Source organism: Nostoc sp. (genome assembly GCF_036917615.1).
Classification (GTDB): Bacteria; Cyanobacteriota; Cyanobacteriia; order Cyanobacteriales; family Nostocaceae; genus Nostoc.
Genome location: NZ_JBALCZ010000020.1, coordinates 120,092 through 138,739, shown reverse-complemented (window position 1 = coordinate 138,739; position 18,648 = coordinate 120,092). Strand labels below are relative to the sequence as shown.

The following is an 18,648-nucleotide window of genomic DNA, read 5'->3' as shown; positions in this document are numbered from 1 at the left end:
TTTTAATTAAGGACTTTGGATTTTCAAATTCCTAAATAGCTTCGATTCTGTTTTAAAAATAGGGAGCAGGTGATAGGTGATAGAAAAAGACATTTTCATATTTTGTTGTGTAAGGCAATTACATAAAGGGTTTTCTTGACAAGAGCAGATCAATTTGAGTATATTTATCCTAGTACAAAAATACTATAAATCTCCAAGGGAATAACTATACCTGAAAAGCAAAAAGACACATGTGTGGAAAATTCATACTCTAACTAAGTGTCATCTGTTGATTATTTCAGTATTTCCACTGTACTAAAAATGTTGATTTAAAGGCTACCCTGATGTCTGCATAGGGTAGTCCTTCGTATGGCTTGCTACCCAATAAATCATTGCCTATTGAAGGGAGTTGGAAGATAACTACAGTTGGAGTCAACGACAGCAAACAACAACTAATGCAAGCATTTCAACAAATTATCATCCAAAGAAAAAAGCTGGAATCTAAAATAGCAACCAAACAAGAGGAAGTTGAAAAGGCAAAAAGTCAAGGAATCCTGCAAGCAGCTTCTACATATACGATTGATAGTATTGTCAAAGGTTTAGCTGATTTACAATTGGAGTTTGGCAGTATTCTAAATGTATTATCTGAAAAACTAGCTCAGGAAAACTCTAAGTTAGATGAATTGAACCGAGCTATAGAAATTGAAACTCAACGCCTACAAGAGCTTCAACAAATCAGGGTTATAGCGGATACTCTAGACATTTTAAGTCAAGAACACCAAGGAAAATTGAAAACCCTAGAACAAGATACTATCAACAAAAGGGAAGCACTTGAGAAAGAAATTACAATCAGGCGGAAAGAATGGCAAAAAGAGCAAGCAGAGTATGAGGAAAAACTCCAAGCATATAATGATTTATTAGCCAAAAATCGCCAGCAAGAACAAGAAGAATCTCAATATGAGTTAGAAACTATTCGTAAACTAAATACAGACAGCTACGAAGCGATAAAGCACCAACAACAAAGGGAAATACCAGAAAATTCTCCAAATAAACAGAAAGATTGGGCAGAACGAGAAAAGATATTCGCTGAACGTCAACCAATCTTTGCGGACTATCAACAAAAAGTAGCTACATTTCCTAACGAACTGGAAGAAGCCGTTAAAAAAGCTAGAGAAGAGGCAATTAAAGAAACAAGTCAAAAAACTAAAATTGAGGCTGATTTATTTGATAAAGAGTGGTCAGCTAATAAACAGAGTTATGAACTAAGAATTCAATCTCTGGAAGAAACAATCAAGAAACAGTCTGAGCAAATAGAAGGTATTTATGCTCAATTGCAAACTGCATTAAAACAAGCACAAGAGTTAGCTATGAGGGCTTTTGGTAGTTCTACTCCTAAATAGTTATGAGTCTGTAGCATCTGAATAATTTTTAATTCCTGAAGAGGAGGTTTATTGTGGTGGGAAAAAAACCTACTTATAAGAATACTAAAGTAGAAAATCTTCAAACGTATGAAGAGTTAGCTAAAGAAAAAGCAGCGCTGAAATCGGAACTTGATCAAGTTGGCAAAGAAAATCAGTCTGTAACTAAAGAACAGCCTAAATTAGAACAAAAAACTGCTACAAATCAACTTTATAGGGTCAAAAAAAAATGAACAATACAATTAAAAGCTTGGCGAATATTCAATTAATTTTTGGCAGTGCTACTAATGAATTTTCGGAGCAGCTAACTACAAAAGCCTCTAAGTTAGAAGGAATCAGGCTAAATGTAGAAGAAGAAATCTGACAATTAACACAGTTGCACAATTTGGAAATTTCTGATGATATCTTGGATATGATCATCCAAGCCTATGAAGATAATACCAACGCTTATCAGGAAGAATATACTCGGCGTTCTCAAGTGTTATTCCAAGAAATATTAGAGCAAAAGAATACTTGGGGAAAAGAACAGCAGGAACAGCAACGGGCGATAAAAGAACGGAATGAAAACTCGAATAAAACTCGACAACGCGATGCGTCCGAGTATAAGTATAATTTAGAACTCCAGCGGCAACTGGAAAATGACGAATACGAACAAGAGCAGAAAGCACTATATAAACAACTGGAAGAATTACTACAACAAACAGAAAAACAGTGGGCTGAACGGGAGAAAGCAATTTCTGAGAGAGAGAAACAATTTGAAGAATTAAAAGCCAAGGTAGAGGCTTTTCCGAAAGACAAAGAAGCAGCTATAAAAAAAGCTACGGAAGAAGGCAAAGGCATCGCCCACTACCAAGCTAAAGTAAAATCAGATTTATATTCTAAGCAAGTGGAAGGACAAAAGCGTTTCTATGAACAAAGACTGCAATCTCTAGAACAAACGATTACTAATCAAGAGATGCGGATTCAAAATCTTTCTAAACAACTTGAATCTACTCTCAAACAAGTTCAGGATTTAGCAGTTAAAACTATTGAAGGTACTTGAAATGTTAATTGATACCAGGCAATCAAAGAAATAGCTTTAGAACAGGCGAAGACTCAAGTGAAAAATAAATTAGCTGATTTATTTTTGATGAGAATTGTAGAGACTTAATGGAATTTAAGTCTCTACAAGGAACTCTAAAGCTTTTTATTCGGTTTTATTTGGTTTTTTGATATCTGGGGGAGGTTGTATTTTCTTCTTTATACCGCTAACTTGTGTTTGCTTCAATGCTTTGTTGGAATTTTGTTCTTGACTAGACATAATACTAAATTTTGAAATTTACGACAATAGTATCTACACCACGGGTATTGTAGATTACAGAAATATATCACAGAAAATTTAAGTTTAACCAAAAAAAGTTATTAGATAATGTTACGCCTGTAGGAACCTTTACTTTTAATGGAATCAATACAAATCTTAATATATGAGTCAGCGATCGCTTGCTGGCTGGACAAAATAGGTAATCTCAAAACTTGACAACATACATTTGATTAGATTTAATACCACTACGTTAACTCAGAACAATTTTGTCTTTGTTTAAGTGTGTAGGCTATAGGTCTGTACTTGTTTGAATCAGAGTAGTAGCCATTAAGATATTGGAATCTCAATGACAAATTCTGTTCCTTCGCCAAGCACAGAATTGCAACTCAACCGCCCATCGTGGGTTTCCTCGACAATTTGACGAGCGATCGCTAATCCTAATCCTGTTCCTTTCCCAACCTCTTTAGTTGTAAACAGGTGGTTAAATATCTGCGCTTTAATCTCCTCTGGCATCCCCTGACCGTTATCTTTGATCTGAATTGTTACCGTGCGTCGGTCACTGGATACTTCAGTGTGAATCAGTATTTGCTGATGATCGGCTTGTACTTGGGCAAAAGAACGTCCCTGAATGGATGTATCGAAGGCATCAATTGCATTAGCGAGGATGTTCATAAATACTTGATTTAGCTGTCCTAAAAAGCACTTTACAGGTGGTAATTTTCCATATTCGGTGATGACTTCGATCGCTGGACGTTTTTCGTTAGCTTTGAGGCGATACTTCAAAATCAACAGCGTACTTTCAATCCCTTCATGGAGATTACAAGCAACTTTTTCGGTAGTATCCGCTCTGGAGAAGGTGCGGAGACTGGTACTAATGTCTCTAATCCGTTCCGAAGCCACCTTCATCGAACTTACTAGCTTTGGGAAGTCTTCAGTCAGGAATTCTAAGTCAATTTTTTCGCCATGCTCAATGACTGCGATCGCAGGAGTGGGATGATGTTGTTTAAGCAATTGGATATGGGCAAGTAAGTCTTGAGTATACTCTTCGGCATTGTTGAGGCTGCCTTTGAGAAATCCAATGGGATTATTAATTTCATGTGCCACCCCAGCAACCAAATTGCCCAAGGTTGCCATTTTTTCATTTTGCACCATTTATAATTGGGCTTGCTCAAGTTCTTGCAGCGATCGCTCTAACTGTTGTCCATAATTCTGGGATTCTTGATAAAGACGGGCATTTTCTAAAGAGATGGCGGCTTGGGTGTATAGCAGTTGGATAACTTCAGTGCGATCGCTCGTAAATGCACCAATTGTCAGGGGATTTTCTAGATATAGCAGCCCGATGATTTTACCCTGATTTAACATCGACGTACACAACAGACTTTTAGGTTGTTGCTGGATGAAATATAGATCGGCGATAAAATCAGTTTGTGCTGTTGCATCATCCAGCACAATAAACTTCTTGCATAAATCAAAAAAAGAACCCCACCCCGCCTTTGACTTACGTCAAATTCTCCCCTCCCCGCCTGCGGGGAGGGGTTGGGGGTGGGGTGTTAGGGGACTTTTGCAAGAGGTCTAATAGTTTTTAAGCTGTGTTTGACAGAGTTTACCAGTGTAATTGGAATGGCTTCGTTGGTTGACAATGGTACAGATACCAGAGTGACTCCTTCATTGATACTGGCTACAGCTTCAACCACTAAGTCGCCCTGTTGGAGTACTAGCAGGGCAGCTTTTTGTGCCCTAGCATTTTCCATCACTACTTGCAAAAGGGTAGTGAGTAAGGGACTTCCAAAGAATAAATTATCCCAAGAAAATCAAAAAACAATATTTATTTGATAATAATAATCATTATTACAAAGGAATGTTTTATTTTTTGGAAGTCCCCAATGTCACTTAACTATCATTTCCCGCCCCCGTGGGAGCGATCGCTAATCGAGTTCGTGTATTTGAGCTTTTTTGGAGAAGTGCGATATACTCGTGTTTTACTATTTTGGCTGGCTATTGCTATAACCAAAATCTAAGATGCTGAGAGGATGAGCCAATCAACTTATCCGAGCCAACCCAAAAAGCCAATCCTGCTGCACTGGCAGGTGGCGCGGTCATAGGCTAAATTTCTTGAGACATTACAAACATTATCCGTAAATAATTAATATTTTCTGGAGTATTTGTGGAAATATTCACTCTAGATACATCTTGTGTCCTAAATCTGCTTAACACCCATGAATCAGTAGACCAACAACTTATTCTGCTTTTACAATTTGGCTTCACTGATGCTGTGAAGTTAGTAGTAACAGAGCAACTGTCAGCAGAGGTTATTGGAAATGCAGGCAACCAAAGACCAGAAATAGCACAACGCATAGGCATTCTTCCTGTTCACAGTGTTTCTCCACAACGATCCACTGAACGTGATTCGCTGGCTCAAAACTTGTTTCAAAAATTTTGGTCAAATGCAATGCTGGGTTCTCGTAATGCAGAACATGGCTATCGCGATTGTTTGCATTTGGCTTCACATAAACTATGCGGTGGTAATGTCTTTGTAACCCGTGATGAAACACTCCGTAAAAAAGTGACAACTCATGGTGCTAGTTTTGGAATCATAGCACTGTCTCCCACAGAAGCTGTTACTCGAATCCAAAATGAGTTGCCGCCTTTAACTGGAATAGAAGTGTTATCACCAGTTATTAGACTTTCTCAACCAGACGATAAAGACGCATTAAAAAATCTTTTAGAACCGCTAAAAGATTTTTACTTAGACTTTGACAAGTGGTTAAGTAAAACGTTGAATGATCCAAATGCCCGTATTCACATAGCTTCAATCGAAAATAATCCTATCAGCGCAATAGCTATTTGGAAGAAAAAAGATAAACTTACAGCTAAACTTTCTTTATTTTACATAGCGCCTGAAAGCCGAAAAACAGGTTTAGGTCAGCATCTATTGTTTTACTGCATAAGGGACTGGATTGGAAACCGTTTTGAAAAAGTTATTGTAACCACATCAGAGCAAAATGCAGAACTTCTAACATTTTTTACACGCTATGGTTTTCGTATAGAAGGAATTTCTCAACGTAGATATCAGCGTGCAGATGGAAAGAGTTCTGGGGAGCTTGTTCTCGCTAAACATTTCTTCTATCAGCGCATCACAGAAGCAGATATAAACATTTTTATAAACGACTTAGTTAATACAGTCTTTTCTATCCCCAGCAATGAGAACATTGTAGCTAATAATAATTGGTTTGTTCCTCCCCAATTTCTACAGATAACAGCTAAATTACATGAGACTAACTTAAGCAAAAAACTGATTTTATATAATCAAAACCAAGAAATTAATAATTTTGCTATTTCTGATTTAGAAAAATTGTTCTATCCAGTTCGGTTTGCTTTGAATAATCGGCTAGCTTATCTTGTCCCAATTCAGCCAAGATGGGCTAACAAAATGATACAAATAAATAATGCACAAACACAATTAACTAGTCATGTTAATGATAGACTTTTTCTTCGTACAGATAATGTTTATTACTGTCATCCTTGGCATGCGGATAAAGATGTTGTTGGTGCGCCAATATTATTTTACATTTCAAGTCCAGAAAGTATGATTGGTGGAATGGGTTATATTCTTAAACGCCGTATTGCTTTACCTGAAGACCTTTTTCTCAAATTTGGAGGTATTGGTGTATATCAGATACATGATATTCAAAATCATATCAAACAACAAGGGACTAATCTAGGGTGTGCAATGGCGCTAAGATTTGGTTGGTGGGTACCATTTACAAACCCAATTCCTAGTTCTAGATTTAGCAAATTTGGTATTAAGGGTGTCCCTCAACATATGCAAAGTATTAGCTATCAGCAATATGAAGATATTGTTAAAGAAGGAGGAATGGAATGGTAAATGATTATGTTAAATTACTAAAACTTTGGTCATCTCACAACTAAAAAATTTGAAGAATTGCTAATAGGTGAATAAATTTAATTGTTTACTGAGCCGTCCTTTGTGCATCAATTCATTTCTGCAATCTTCTAGTACATTAATCCACTCATAATGAATATACCAATCCTCACGCCAATTGATTGTAGCTTGTGGAGGTGTAAAACCAGAACAGAGCTTATATATTTCGTTCAGAGGCAACTCAGTAAAGCTAAAATTGCGATAGATTAAAGTACCATATGCAAATTCACAGTTCTCAAAATAGCTGTCATAAAACTCTTTTTCTACCCCCATAACCGAATGATACTGTTCCCACATTTTGTAAACAGGTAAAGATATAGTTTTATCTGCTATAAATCCTCCTCTTATAACAGCATCAGGAGCAGTTTCATATAAAAGAATAAGATTACCTAATTCCATACCAATTGGACGTTTTCGCAATTCAATAGTTTTTATACCACAAATAATGCGTTCAGCATATATTCGCTTGATACTTAAAGCTTTTATATATTTAGCTTGCATAAAGACCTCCCAAATTAATCGCTCTCTGTAATCATCCAGAGTAAATACTATACATTGTCTATGTTATCTTGGGGTGAAATAAGAATGATTCGGAAAGTTATGTTAAAGATTTGATGACCTGCTTTAAACATCCTGGTTAGCAAGGAGAAAACTGTATTAATTGCACCCAATGTGTGGGATGCTTCCTAGCAACGAGATGTTAATCAAAGTAACTAAGAGCTTTATCATAATGCCAAAAAAGTTTTAGATAGACTTGGGTTAACTCTAAAACGTTATCACAAATCACCCCAATCAAAATTCAGGAACCGTCGAGCATTTAACTTTGTATATTTTTCAGTGTGTTTGATATCACGGTGTCCCAGGAAGTCTTGAATTTCTCTAGTGTTATAACCCTGATTCACCAGATAGTAACCGCAAGCATGGCGCATCATGTGACAGTGAACTTTGATATCAAGCCCAGCCTGTGCTGCCAGTCGCCCAAGCAGCTTTCGCACTGCATCAGTAGACATTACCTCACCACGCTCAGAAACGAAAATATATTTGCTATCAGCAAACTGTTTTCTTAGCTTTTTAAGCAATTCCAGTTCATCATCTCTCAAGGGATGTATCCCTGAGTCACTGCCCTTTTCCCTGGTGATGAAAATCTGGCGTTCGCCCCACATCACTGCATCCCACCTTAAACCGTACTTAGCCCCTACAGCTTCGCCCACCCTAAGACCGTGGCGAAACATCATCAGCATCAGTGTATAATCACGGTGGGAATAACGAGCTTTGCGATCAAGTGCGGCATTCAGCAGAGATCACACCTCGCTTGGTGTAAGGTATTCTCTAGACCTGTAATGCTTGTTGGGTAGACGAGTTGGGGGCGGTGGCCTCATTTATTCTCGCTGGTAGTGTCCTCTTTAGGCGTTATTTTATGGACACTTCCCATTCTCCCAAACCCTGATGCTTTCGTGAAGAACTACCCAAAACTGACCTCAGTTAAGTATTACTTATCTTTTAAGCACCAGAAAATTATCTATAGAACCCATTTGATATTTTTTTTCTAGCTAGCGGCCAGTCTTCTGAGCATCAATCTGATAAAACAAAGCTTGAGCTTGGCATGTTTAACAACCATTTCATCCTCCGTACCGTTCACTCTTTAGCTAAAACAAATAGCCGGACTGGTTAAGAGAACCACCACTGTACTCGAAGTACTGAGTACAGTGTGTGGAGTGTTTCACCAAAGACAGAAAAGGTCAAGCAAAACTAGAAAAACCTAGATTAGGTGGAATATCCTGAATCCGCCCAGGGCCGATCGCTCGTAATGCTTCTTTGAGTAAAATATCCCCAGTATACAAAGCACGTCCGACAATCACACCAGTCACGCCTTGAGGTTCTAACGCCAACAAACTCAACAAATCGGTAACAGAACTTACCCCACCAGAGGCAATTATCGGGATGGAAATTGCCGCTGCAAGTTCTCGCAAAGCTTCCAAATTGGGGCCTGTAAGTGTACCGTCTCGCTGGATATCTGTGTAAATTATCGCGGCTGCACCCAATTCTTGCATTTTTACAGCCAGTTGGGTTGCTAAAACTTCCGAAGTTTCTAACCAACCGCGAGTTGCTACGCGTCCGTTACGAGCATCAATCCCGATGATAATCTGTTCGGGAAATTCTTCACACAGTTCTTGCACTAGCTGGGGTTGTTCTACGGCGATGGTGCCGAGAATTGCCCACTGTACGCCTAGATTAAACACTTGTTGCACGCTGGTGCGATCGCGTAATCCTCCACCAATTTCAATCGGCACTGACACCGCTTGAGCGATCGCTTCAATTGCCCCCAGGTTTACTACTTTACCTGCTTTGGCACCATCTAAATCAACTATATGCAATCTGGTAGCACCTTGATCTACCCACTGTTTGGCAACGTCAGCCGGGTTTTCGCTAAAAACTTGGGAGCGATCGTAGTCTCCCTGATACAGTCGCACACAGTGACCTTCTAGTAAATCAATCGCTGGAATTACATCCATTTACCTTTTCCTCATAACTCAATGCAATCAAAACCCTAGCTATAGCTGAATTTACTATTTTTCATTATTCATTTTTAATTGCCTTACAGCTTGCCCAAAACCTAGCACAAGCAAGATGTTAGAAAGGGTCAAAAATACTTCTGCACCACCGTGCAACCAATCCACATCTGCCAAAGACTTGCCATAATGCAATACAGCATAAATCCCCGCCGGGATGGTGACGCCAACAAACACGAGAGTACCGTAAAATCCATACAGCGCTAAACGCGGCATTTGCGGACTGCGGCTGAGAAACCACAAGAAACCCAAGTAGGGAAACAGTGAAAGCGCAAATAGGGTTTCTTTAGAAATCATTGCTCTGATTTAATAGGTTTTGGTTCAACAGTGTCAGGAGATTTGGTAGAACGCCAAATCAAAAACGCCGCCGCCCAAAGCGTAAAATTACCAACTAAGGTCATGGTAGCTTGAAGCGTTACCAGCCATTCCAGAGATTCGGCGTTGTCGAAATAATGCCAGGTACAAGCACACATGGCGCTGACTAAAGCTGGTAACATGGCAAGGGATAATCCCCACCAACTGCGGTTGCCTGTGAGTTCGCCGTAAGTCCAGATTAACCAAATGGCGACAATCCACTCAATAACGCTAGAAACATGAATAATCCAGGTGGGAATCGAAAGGGCGTGCATAAGAAAGTTAGGAGTTTGGAGTTTGGAGTTTGGAGTTTGGAGTCTTTTCTATCTTCCTCTGTTACGAAGTTTGAAAATAGAACTTGTGAATGAGTCTACTATCTGTATCAACGACAGATATTCTGTATAAAAAATAAGCTGATAATCTAAAATCGTTCGACTGAGCGTAGCCGAAGTCCAAAATCCAAAATCCAAAATGGTCAAGATGCGGGCATTATTGTCTGGGTATTACGGTAAAGGTAATGGTGGTGACGAAGCTTTGTTGGCAACGCTTTTGCAAATGTTACCATCTCACGTAACGCCTGTGGTGCTTTCTGGTAATCCAGAGGAAACGCGCGATCGCTACAATGTAGAAACCTATGATCGCATGGCTCCCTTACCTGTACTACAAGCTTTACGCTCTTGCGATGCCTTGATTTGGGGCGGTGGGAGTCTCATTCAAGATGTTACTAGTACTATCAGCCCATTTTATTATGGGGGGCTGATGGCATTGGCGCAGAAAATGGGTTTAAAAACCGTTGCTTGGGCGCAGGGTATTGGCCCGTTAGTGCGTCCGCAAACCCGCTGGTTGGCACGGCAAACCTTTGGTAATTCTACCAAAATCAGTGTCCGCGATCGCGCCAGTGCTGCTTTATTATCTGATTGGCAAATTCCTTGTATTATAGCTCCTGACCCGGTTTGGTCGTTGGAATCTAAACCAGTTCCAGGACTTTGGGATTTACCTGCGCCGAGAGTTGCGGTAACGTTGCGATCGCATCCCCAACTTACAGAAACACGTCTAGCAAATTTAACTCGTGCTTTGGTGGATTTTCAAAAAGCTACACAGGCTTTTATTTTACTACTGCCATTTCAAAAAAGTGAAGATTTAAGTATTGCCGAAGCTATTCAACCCCAACTTCAAGATGTCAGCAAGATTTTGTGTCTGGAAAATCCGCAACTTTTGAAAGGTGTGTTTCGCGGTGTCGAGATGGCAATTGGGATGCGTCTGCACAGCTTAATTATGGCTGCTGCTGAAGGTTGTCGCTGCTTTGCTCTCAGTTATGACCCGAAGGTAAATCGTCTCATGGAAGACTTAGAAATGCCTGGGTGGGATTTGGCAAGTTTACCAGATGACCCTAATTTGATTAGTCTGACTTGGATGGAGCATTACGCCAATGGCGATCCTTTATTACCAGAGCAAATACAATCTTTGGTAGATAGAGCATTAATGCACCGCGAGTTATTGAGCCAAGCTTTATTTAATAATTGAGACCAAAAAATCTAGAGCGAAAAAAATATAAAACTTCATTTATATACTCTTTGATTAAACTGCAATTCTTGTTCCCAGTTAACCAAATCGGCTTTTGCAGATTGATATAGATAGCGCCAACGGGACGCGCAAGGGACAAAGACCTCTTGCTAGCTAGCAAGCTTTGTCCGTAGGAGTACGGTAGGTTTTTGACCTTGTTCGCGCAGCATCTTTGAACAAAAGAAGCAAGTGGCGTGGAAAGACGCGTCTTCGTTGGTAATTTTATAGCAGGAAAGGAGTAATTGTCAAAATTTTAGGAAGTGATTATGAAAATATTAGCAAGTAATTGTGAAAACTTTGTGAAGTGAGCAGCAAAATACTTAAGTATCTGTTAGAAACATTAGCTTCAGCGATATTATTTACCAAGTGCAGAAATAATTATTGAGATTATTCCAATGATCAGCTTTGGCTTTTGGAACCTAATTATAGTAATTTTAGTTGCTTTGGTTATTAAAAATAATTGGCGATTAGATGATGAAGAGGAAGCCTGGAAAAATTCTTTATTCTTAAAATCTTCTGTGATCCAACAGTTGATACAATTTTCTCGTCAACCAATAGTTCGCTTTCTCGTTTTAGCAGGTGTTGTATTAGTCGTTACAAGATTCCTCTGTTATACAGGTTGGCTAGTTTATTTCCTAAATCAAGCACATCCACCCTTATGGGATTTTAAGTGGTATTATGTGGCGAGTAAATTGGCTCATCAGCATTTGAGTCCCTTTAATGTCGAGATTTTTAACCAAAGTTTCTGTACCATCACTAAAGTGTGTGGATTTATTCCACCGTTTGTATATCCACCTAATATTATTCCTCTTATCTGGTTTCTCGGTTATTTTTCGATGAATACTGCATTTAAAATCTCGATTTTGATGCATATATTAGCAATCGGTTTGGCCTTATGGGGAGCGAATATCCTGCTGGAGTCGAAGTCGCGAGCTTTGAGAACTATTTGCACAATCTCGGTTGCCTTGATTTATGGCTTAGTTCGCGATCTTCAAGTTGGTAATATTGCCATTTTCGTTGCAGTTCTAATCTTATGGATGTTTATCTTGGCTAGAAAACATCAGGATATTCCAGCCGGAATTTGCTTGGGGGTTGCCCTTTGTAAACCAACATTAGCTGCATTATTCATTCTGTATTTTCTACTTAAAAGACGGTTTTTTCTAGTTTTTGTATCTCTGATCACAGTCACTTCTCTAATATTTTTAGGTCTAGCTTTGACGGGCAATTCTTTGACACAATTCCTGTCAGATGCAGATCGGGGATTTTCACTCTGGCTAAATGATCCATCAGTTAGCCCTTATATTTCTATCAGTCGCCTCGATTTGATGGTCGTGGGTCCAAGATTGTTCCCCAATTACCCATTCTTTGCCAAGCTTTTTTCAGACATAATTGTTCTAATACTCGTTGGTTTGGTAAGTTGGTATTGGTATCTACAACAATCTTTCACAGCCTGGTCCAAAAAAATCCATTTAGCAGAAATGGTATTAGTTTCCTGCTTGAGTATTGGCATCAACTATTCACAGGAAACTAGTTCTGTGATGTTAATACCTGCTGCTGTTTTTTTGCTAAATGATTTGCTCTATCAGATCAGGCATTGTACATTTTCTAGGAAAAGAATGTCTGTTTGGTTAGGAGGGGTTTGCTGTCTAGCAGTGCAAACAGCGGTTATTCATGGCTGGCTCATCGGCTCTCTAGCAAAGCACTGGAAGGTGAAAGCGGGGGAATTGCCATACATTATGAAAGTAACTATCTTTGCCCTACCGAGTTATGCCGTTTTAGGAATCACTGTGAGTATTTTAGTCTTAGCAATTAGTTCCCTGCGTCAAAAACAGGTTCTGAAATTTGAATCATTGGATCGGGTGTCAATTTAGAACATCAGGAATCATGCTCACTAATGCCATTGATGAAGCGCTTGTTAGCTGAGGAATGCTCAATCCAAATATGGTGCGGGTGTATGAAACAGAAGCATTAGGTACTGTACTACCTATGTCGATTACCCTACAACTTGGTTTGAGAATTCGAGGACAGCAGATTGCTGAATACGCTAATCGTAGTGAAGAATCTATAGGCCTGACTGAACCCGTAATTATTGAATTGACAGGACGGGAAACTACCGAAGCCACATTGGTTACAGTCCAATACGCTTGGGTTAAAGCCAAAAACCTTAACCTACGTAGGTTGGGGAGCCACTGCGTTGCGTATTTTTCCCCCGTTGTTCGCTCTTAGCGTTCCCGCTATGATAGCAAGTGGCGTTTGAGGGACGAAACCCAACATTTTCGCGACTTTGTTGGGTTTCACTATGTACCCCTACTCTTAAGCAAGCTACAACCCAACCTACAATTATCCTTAACCCAAGCGTATTGGGTTATAGGCGATATACTTCTGATTGGACAAATGGTGCTTGAGACGCTGGATTATACTGGTGGACTGGAGAAATCAGCGACTTATCCCGAATCCGGAACATCCTAACTATCCTGTGATCATAATATAGGCTAGTACCGCAAGGCGGAAGTCACTCATTCAAAAGTCAAAAGTCAAAAGTATTATGGAATGGGCTTTTTAGGGATTTTAAATGGTTGCTCTATTTACGCCGTCGCGTACTAGTGACTCGTTTTGCTACTGACAATCCCTGACCATTGAACTTTTTTTTCTTTCTCCCGGCGGTAAGAAAAGAAATGCTCTGGAGTTTGGAAAGTACAATAAGGTGCGATCGCAATTTGTTCTGCACTAATCCCCATGTTTTCCAGTTGTAAGGTATTCACTCGCCTAACATCCAGCCGTACCTTTCCTGGATTGGAATCTTCTCGCAAAGGTGAATTGGGTAGATCATGCAACGCTTGAACAATCTTTTGTTTTTCATCATATGGTATAATACTAGCCCCAATTTCGGCAGCCACTTCTATAGAGACTTGGTAAACCTCACCAGCGATCGCTGGGCCCATCGCAATTCTCAAATCATCGAGTTTGCTGCCTTGAGATTGTAGTCGAGCGATCGCTAGGGGCACAATCTTCTTGGCAGTCCCCCGCCAACCTGCGTGTAGTGCTGCCACCCGTCCAGTTACCACATCCCCAATCAGCACGGGTGTACAATCTGCACTAGCTACCCAAACAGCTTGTAGAGGCTGTTGGCTAATTAAACCATCTGCCGATGCTAAATCATCTCCAAGAGTGCTTAACATCGAGTCAATTTCTTGGGAGGTGAGAACAGTATTGCCATGAACCTGCTTTAAGCGATAGACTGATGCCTCAGATTGCAATACTTCTGTGATAACTTGTGGCGATCGCGGCCAAAACTGCTGGGTAAAGAAGCCGTGATGCCAACTTTCCAGAATACTACAAGTTAGATAGGGCAGTCCTTCCCAATTGTGCCAGTGCCAAGTGTGCATCTTCAACCAAACCTAAACAGAAATCACTCATCAGCCAATCAATGCTAACTTGAACAACGGAATTTGGGTTAACTGCTGTGGGATTTAATCTGCAAAACTTAGAAGCAGCCTTGAAAGCAGGGCGTAAGTATACATATTTACCATTTTCTCTCCACTTTTTTGAAAGTGTCTCCTCAACTAACCAAACTCTTTGGAACTTACTCAACCAAGGGGCTATCTCAGGAACAGTAGTAATCGCAACTGTGCAATCTGCTGGGCGGGGACAATGGGGACGCCAGTGGATTTCTCCGGTTGGGGGATTATATATTTCCGTGGCGATTTCTTTCGACCACAAAATAGAGGCTAATGACAGCTATCAGCTAACTTTCGCTACTGCTTGGGGAATTGCGTCTCAATTGCGTCAGTGCGGTGTAGATGTTGGGATAAAATGGCCCAATGATTTAGTTTTAAATGGTCGCAAACTAGGCGGCATTTTGACAGAAACCAAAGTAAACAAAGGACAAATCACCCAAGCAGTAATAGGTGTTGGTATTAACTGGACAAACCCAGTACCAGAAACTGGAATCAATCTGGAATCGTGGCAAGCTTCCCAAAATTTCAGACCAATTTCTTGTCTGGAAATGCTAACCTCTAAAGTCTTACTGGGAATAGAATCCGGTATGGAGTGCCTTTGTCAAGAAGGAGTAAAGGTACTCTTGTCTCGCTATTTAGATTTGCTTACAAACATGGGCGATCGCGTCTACATCAATAATCTTTCAGGTACAGTAGTTGGGGTGACTCTTCAAGGAAATTTACGAGTTGATTTAGAAACACATGATACAAAGGAACTAATTACACCGGAAATTTATATTGAACCCGGTACAATCAGTTTGGGTTACCATAAATCTTCCGTTTAAATTTGAGGTTTGTTCAAAATTTCGCTCTTTGGGCAAGACAAACCACTAGCATCATCTCTTTAGGCTAATTACACACAACTGAGAGAACAAATGACGCAGCGCAATAATTCTGCCCATGATCGTTTGCATTACTTATGGCAGCAAGGTTTGACGAAAAAACGCTTTGCCTCGACGCTACCAGCTCAGAGCCTCTGTTGGCTGAGTAGCGTCAGCCTCCTCAGCGGCGGGTTTGTGTTTGCCCAAACGGAAACACAAATAGACAACATTGTTCCCACTGTTGAAAGTTCCCAACCAACAGCAGTTACAAATCCAGTTAAAAAACAGACTGTTGCGCCCGAAACAGCTCAAGCGCAACCGGAATTTTCCCAACGGCGAGCCAGACTCAGACAGAGATTAGGCAAGCCAGAGGTTGCTCAATCAAAAGAGCCAGTCAGGCAGTCTACACCCAAAATCGAAGCTGCCGAACCTGCTGTGATTATCAGACAGTCAAAGCCCAAGGTAGAAGCCTCCCAGGTTGCTCCTGTAAGGGTGAGACCGGAAAAACCCAATACCCCTGCCCGCTCTTTACCTGAAAAACTTCCAGAAGTTGCTCAACCATCAAATAACTCCAACAGCCCTGTCAGTGCAACGGCGGGGAAAACCAAGGATTATAATAACGCCTATATTGATCCTAATAGTTATGACAGTGGTGCTACAGGTACTTATCAAGCACCAAATTCCGTAATTCTCACAGAACGCTCCAGTGGTTGTCGAGCCATCTTGCCGTCAGGGCAAAGCGTATTAGGCGGCGTTTGCGCCAAAGTACCCCAAAGGAGTGTAGCTGATTCTAATGGTAAACCAGTACCTAATTGGCTCAGAAGAAGTGAAAACGCACAATTACCAGTAGTTCCACCCGTGCGGCAGATTGCAACTACTGGCAACACCAGCAGATGGCGTGCTACTGAAAGTGGTTCTAGCGGTGTCACCAAGAGCGCATTTCGCCCGAATCGGTTTATTCCGAATCCCGGCGAGTTCAGCCCCACAACAGTGAGTGCAACTCCCATCACACCCAGTGGCGGTACTTTACCTCCACCAATGGCAGATGGCAACATTGCACCCCGCCCCAGCAACGTAGCTTACGACTTCTCACTGGCATCAGTATTGCCGCAAATCCCCTACACTGGGGCAGTCGCCTATAGTGGTACGGGAATGATGTATCCACTGTCTATTCCCGCTCCCATTACTTCTTTGTTTGGTTGGCGAATTCATCCAATCACAGGCGATCGCCGCTTCCATGCTGGTACAGACTTGGGTGCGCCTACGGGAACGCCAGTTTTGGCAGCTGCTGCTGGTCAAGTGGAAACTGCTAACTGGGTGGGTGGTTATGGTTTGACCGTTATCCTAAATCACAAATCTGCTGAACAAACTCTCTACGGTCACATGTCACAAATCCTTGTTCAACCTGGTCAGTGGGTGCAACCTGGAACTGTCATCGGGCTAGTTGGCAGTACCGGGAACTCCACAGGCCCTCACCTGCACTTTGAAGTCCGTCACCTGACACAGGACGGGTGGGTTGCTGTTGACCCAGGTGTGCAATTACAAAGCGCTCTCAGCGAGTTAGTACAAGGCTTGCAAACCGCTCAGGTAAGCCAGCAACCAGGCAGCTAGATTGGAAATTTTGGATTTTGGATTTTAAATTTTCAATTAATCTAAAATCCAAAATCTAAAATCTAAAATTCAGAGATACCCGTGTTCTGCTAAGAATGCGGGTGTAATACCATCTATACTATTGTCATCAGGGGCTGTGGTGTGTGGGTTGCCAGAGTAAAGGAATTTTTCCACGTATTTGCCGAGAATATCCCCTTCTAGATTCACCAAACTGCCAGGAACCAAATAGCGAAGATTTGTCTCGGCATAGGTGAGGGGAATTACTGCCACCTTGAATTGGGATTCTGGCTCATATGAGGCTACTGTGAGGCTGATGCCATTGACGGCAATGCTACCTTTGGGGACAATGTACCGGGCGATCGCCTCGGATGCAATAAAGGTCATTTCCCAAGAACTAGCCGTTTGTTCTGCCACTAGCAATCGACCGATGCCGTCTACATGACCCATCACAAAATGACCGCCAACTTTGCTGCCCACCTTTAGCGACGCTTCTAAATTGACATATCTTTGTTGCGTTTGCTCACCTCCCAGAGTCGTGCGGCGTAAAGTTTCCGGTGACGCAGTGGCAATAAACCCGTCTTTTAAAACTTTTTCCACTGTCAGGCAAACACCATCTACTGCAACACTGTCACCATAAGCCAAATCTTGCATAATTACTTCACCCGACTGGCTTACACAAGTAACTTGCCAAGAATCGCCCCCCAAGGGTTCCATCGTTCCTAATGCCTGGATTAATCCTGTAAACACGGCTTTTTTGTCAAACTAACTCTATTTATTGCCTAATTTTGCCTGAAATCAATTGGTAATTGTCACATAAATTTCGCACATGCAAGTATATTTTCTGACTTTTTTTCGGATAGGGATATTAACACATTAGCATCCTTCACGAGGCATACTTGGGTAAGAAGGTTATTGTCTAAGAAGACCAATTTGACTTACTCTGGTTTTCACCACAAGTTCGGAGTTTAATAGAAGCAATTATAGAGAACAAATGCTTATGTTTATTACTGTCGCCAAACCGCCCAACAATGGGTGCTATTTGTTACACAGCATCCCAGGCTCTCAAAGGATTGTAGAGGCTTAGGCAATGATTGAAATGAAAGTCGCTGGCATAGCATTAGATGCCATAACCCGCAGCCCGATCGTCCTTTTGAAAGATTCTTCAGATCGGCGGGCTTTGCCAATTTACATCGGTCAGGAACAGGCTAGGGCAATTATGGGTGCATTGGAGAATCAGAAGCCTCCTAGACCCTTAACCCACGACCTGATTGTGAATCTTCTAGAGACTTGGAACATGACTCTAGAAAAGGTGATTATTCATTCCCTGCAAAAGGATACATTTTATGCAGCTTTAATTGTTCAGCAAGGCGAGGTCAAAAAAGAAATTGACGCACGTCCTAGCGATGCGATCGCCATTGCTCTCCGTACAAATACCCCCATTTGGGTAATGGAAGAAGTTATTGCCGATGCTTCTATCCCTGTTGATCGCGATGCAGATGAAGCCGAACAGCAAGCCTTCCGTGAATTTATTTCCAATCTCCGTCCTGAAGATTTGATCAAGCGCTTTGGTAATGGCGACAGCTAAAAAAGTT

Annotated in this window: 18 protein-coding genes and 1 pseudogene; 9 read left to right on the top strand and 10 right to left on the bottom strand. The window is 41.1% G+C overall.

Annotation, left to right across the window (positions count from 1 at the left end; translation table 11 throughout):
* Positions 1 to 395 precede the first annotated feature (395 nt).
* A complete protein-coding gene (locus V7K85_RS07385; RefSeq protein ID WP_334812361.1) occupies positions 396 to 1,379 on the top strand; it encodes a hypothetical protein in 984 nt (327 codons plus the stop codon).
* A gap of 53 nt (positions 1,380 to 1,432) precedes the next feature.
* Positions 1,433 to 2,451, top strand: a pseudogene (locus V7K85_RS07380) (hypothetical protein).
* 573 nt (positions 2,452 to 3,024) lie between these two features.
* Here the strand turns inward: V7K85_RS07380 and V7K85_RS07375 are convergent.
* The 3 genes from V7K85_RS07375 to V7K85_RS07370 form a co-directional block, all read right to left on the bottom strand.
* On the bottom strand, positions 3,025 to 3,849 hold the full coding sequence (locus tag V7K85_RS07375) for a sensor histidine kinase (protein WP_442940552.1): 825 nt from the start codon (positions 3,847 to 3,849) through the stop codon (positions 3,025 to 3,027).
* Positions 3,850 to 4,146 (bottom strand): GAF domain-containing protein, encoded by a 297-nt coding sequence (locus tag V7K85_RS36410; protein ID WP_442940551.1) that lies wholly within the window; start codon positions 4,144 to 4,146, stop codon positions 3,850 to 3,852.
* A 101-nt stretch (positions 4,147 to 4,247) separates the two neighbouring features.
* A complete protein-coding gene (locus V7K85_RS07370) occupies positions 4,248 to 4,448 on the bottom strand; it encodes a hypothetical protein (RefSeq protein WP_334812260.1) in 201 nt (66 codons plus the stop codon).
* Positions 4,449 to 4,861: 413 nt separating this feature from the next.
* Between V7K85_RS07370 and V7K85_RS07365 the strand changes: the two genes are divergently transcribed.
* Entirely contained in the window at positions 4,862 to 6,583 is a 1,722-nt protein-coding gene (locus V7K85_RS07365; protein WP_334812258.1) for a GNAT family N-acetyltransferase, read from the top strand.
* A 60-nt stretch (positions 6,584 to 6,643) separates the two neighbouring features.
* Here V7K85_RS07365 and V7K85_RS07360 read toward each other — a convergent pair whose 3' ends face one another.
* From V7K85_RS07360 to V7K85_RS07340, 5 genes are all read right to left on the bottom strand, one after another.
* Positions 6,644 to 7,141, bottom strand: coding sequence for a hypothetical protein (locus V7K85_RS07360; RefSeq protein WP_334812256.1), 498 nt, complete (start codon positions 7,139 to 7,141; stop codon positions 6,644 to 6,646).
* 275 nt (positions 7,142 to 7,416) lie between these two features.
* Positions 7,417 to 7,935, bottom strand: coding sequence for a tyrosine-type recombinase/integrase (locus tag V7K85_RS07355; RefSeq protein WP_334812358.1), 519 nt, complete (start codon positions 7,933 to 7,935; stop codon positions 7,417 to 7,419).
* A gap of 444 nt (positions 7,936 to 8,379) precedes the next feature.
* Entirely contained in the window at positions 8,380 to 9,153 is a 774-nt protein-coding gene (gene hisA, locus V7K85_RS07350; RefSeq protein WP_334812254.1) for a 1-(5-phosphoribosyl)-5-[(5-phosphoribosylamino)methylideneamino]imidazole-4-carboxamide isomerase, read from the bottom strand.
* A gap of 54 nt (positions 9,154 to 9,207) precedes the next feature.
* A complete protein-coding gene (locus tag V7K85_RS07345) occupies positions 9,208 to 9,507 on the bottom strand; it encodes a DUF3593 domain-containing protein (protein WP_334812252.1) in 300 nt (99 codons plus the stop codon).
* Positions 9,504 to 9,839, bottom strand: coding sequence for a DUF2499 domain-containing protein (locus V7K85_RS07340; protein ID WP_334812250.1), 336 nt, complete (start codon positions 9,837 to 9,839; stop codon positions 9,504 to 9,506). The genes V7K85_RS07345 and V7K85_RS07340 overlap by 4 nt, the downstream gene beginning before the upstream one ends.
* A 205-nt stretch (positions 9,840 to 10,044) precedes the next feature.
* On the opposite strand from V7K85_RS07340, the gene csaB reads away from it, so the two are divergent.
* The 3 genes from csaB to V7K85_RS07325 all read left to right on the top strand — a co-directional run bounded on the left by csaB (position 10,045) and on the right by V7K85_RS07325 (position 13,353).
* Complete coding sequence (gene csaB / locus V7K85_RS07335) at positions 10,045 to 11,088, top strand: polysaccharide pyruvyl transferase CsaB (protein ID WP_334812248.1); 1,044 nt, start codon at positions 10,045 to 10,047, stop codon at positions 11,086 to 11,088.
* A 434-nt stretch (positions 11,089 to 11,522) separates the two neighbouring features.
* Positions 11,523 to 12,998 (top strand): glycosyltransferase family 87 protein, encoded by a 1,476-nt coding sequence (locus V7K85_RS07330; RefSeq protein ID WP_334812246.1) that lies wholly within the window; start codon positions 11,523 to 11,525, stop codon positions 12,996 to 12,998.
* Between the two features lie 55 nt (positions 12,999 to 13,053).
* The gene (locus V7K85_RS07325) at positions 13,054 to 13,353 is read left to right on the top strand and encodes a hypothetical protein (protein WP_334812244.1); all 300 of its coding nucleotides are present in this window, start codon (positions 13,054 to 13,056) and stop codon (positions 13,351 to 13,353) included.
* A 374-nt stretch (positions 13,354 to 13,727) separates the two neighbouring features.
* Here V7K85_RS07325 and pgeF read toward each other — a convergent pair whose 3' ends face one another.
* Positions 13,728 to 14,513 carry a peptidoglycan editing factor PgeF gene (gene pgeF, locus V7K85_RS07320; protein ID WP_334812242.1) on the bottom strand — a complete coding sequence of 262 codons (786 nt, stop codon included), beginning with the start codon at positions 14,511 to 14,513 and terminating at the stop codon, positions 13,728 to 13,730.
* A 77-nt stretch (positions 14,514 to 14,590) separates the two neighbouring features.
* Here pgeF and V7K85_RS07315 point away from each other — a divergent pair, with 77 nt between their 5' ends.
* The gene (locus V7K85_RS07315) at positions 14,591 to 15,409 is read left to right on the top strand and encodes a biotin--[acetyl-CoA-carboxylase] ligase (protein ID WP_334812240.1); all 819 of its coding nucleotides are present in this window, start codon (positions 14,591 to 14,593) and stop codon (positions 15,407 to 15,409) included.
* A 90-nt stretch (positions 15,410 to 15,499) separates the two neighbouring features.
* Positions 15,500 to 17,056: a M23 family metallopeptidase gene (locus tag V7K85_RS07310; RefSeq protein ID WP_334812238.1), complete on the top strand. Its 1,557-nt coding sequence runs from the start codon at positions 15,500 to 15,502 to the stop codon at positions 17,054 to 17,056.
* Between the two features lie 69 nt (positions 17,057 to 17,125).
* On the opposite strand, the gene V7K85_RS07305 is transcribed toward V7K85_RS07310, so the two are convergent.
* Positions 17,126 to 17,803 carry a riboflavin synthase gene (locus V7K85_RS07305; protein ID WP_334812236.1) on the bottom strand — a complete coding sequence of 226 codons (678 nt, stop codon included), beginning with the start codon at positions 17,801 to 17,803 and terminating at the stop codon, positions 17,126 to 17,128.
* Positions 17,804 to 18,143: 340 nt separating this feature from the next.
* On the opposite strand from V7K85_RS07305, the gene V7K85_RS07300 reads away from it, so the two are divergent.
* Positions 18,144 to 18,641 carry a bifunctional nuclease family protein gene (locus tag V7K85_RS07300; RefSeq protein ID WP_012406891.1) on the top strand — a complete coding sequence of 166 codons (498 nt, stop codon included), beginning with the start codon at positions 18,144 to 18,146 and terminating at the stop codon, positions 18,639 to 18,641.
* Positions 18,642 to 18,648: the final 7 nt, after the last annotated feature.

Bases quoted from the DNA above. Each gene is read 5' to 3' on its own strand.
- V7K85_RS07375 (WP_442940552.1), bottom strand. From the start codon at position 3,849: ATGGTGCAAAATGAAAAAATGGCAACCTTGGGCAATTTGGTTGCTGGG.
- V7K85_RS07370 (WP_334812260.1), bottom strand. From the start codon at position 4,448: ATGGAAAATGCTAGGGCACAAAAAGCTGCCCTGCTAGTACTCCAACAG.
- V7K85_RS07360 (WP_334812256.1), bottom strand. From the start codon at position 7,141: ATGCAAGCTAAATATATAAAAGCTTTAAGTATCAAGCGAATATATGCT.
- hisA (WP_334812254.1), bottom strand. From the start codon at position 9,153: ATGGATGTAATTCCAGCGATTGATTTACTAGAAGGTCACTGTGTGCGA.
- V7K85_RS07345 (WP_334812252.1), bottom strand. From the start codon at position 9,507: ATGATTTCTAAAGAAACCCTATTTGCGCTTTCACTGTTTCCCTACTTG.
- V7K85_RS07340 (WP_334812250.1), bottom strand. From the start codon at position 9,839: ATGCACGCCCTTTCGATTCCCACCTGGATTATTCATGTTTCTAGCGTT.
- csaB (WP_334812248.1), top strand. From the start codon at position 10,045: ATGCGGGCATTATTGTCTGGGTATTACGGTAAAGGTAATGGTGGTGAC.
- V7K85_RS07330 (WP_334812246.1), top strand. From the start codon at position 11,523: ATGATCAGCTTTGGCTTTTGGAACCTAATTATAGTAATTTTAGTTGCT.
- V7K85_RS07325 (WP_334812244.1), top strand. From the start codon at position 13,054: ATGCTCAATCCAAATATGGTGCGGGTGTATGAAACAGAAGCATTAGGT.
- pgeF (WP_334812242.1), bottom strand. From the start codon at position 14,513: ATGCACACTTGGCACTGGCACAATTGGGAAGGACTGCCCTATCTAACT.
- V7K85_RS07310 (WP_334812238.1), top strand. From the start codon at position 15,500: ATGACGCAGCGCAATAATTCTGCCCATGATCGTTTGCATTACTTATGG.
- V7K85_RS07300 (WP_012406891.1), top strand. From the start codon at position 18,144: ATGATTGAAATGAAAGTCGCTGGCATAGCATTAGATGCCATAACCCGC.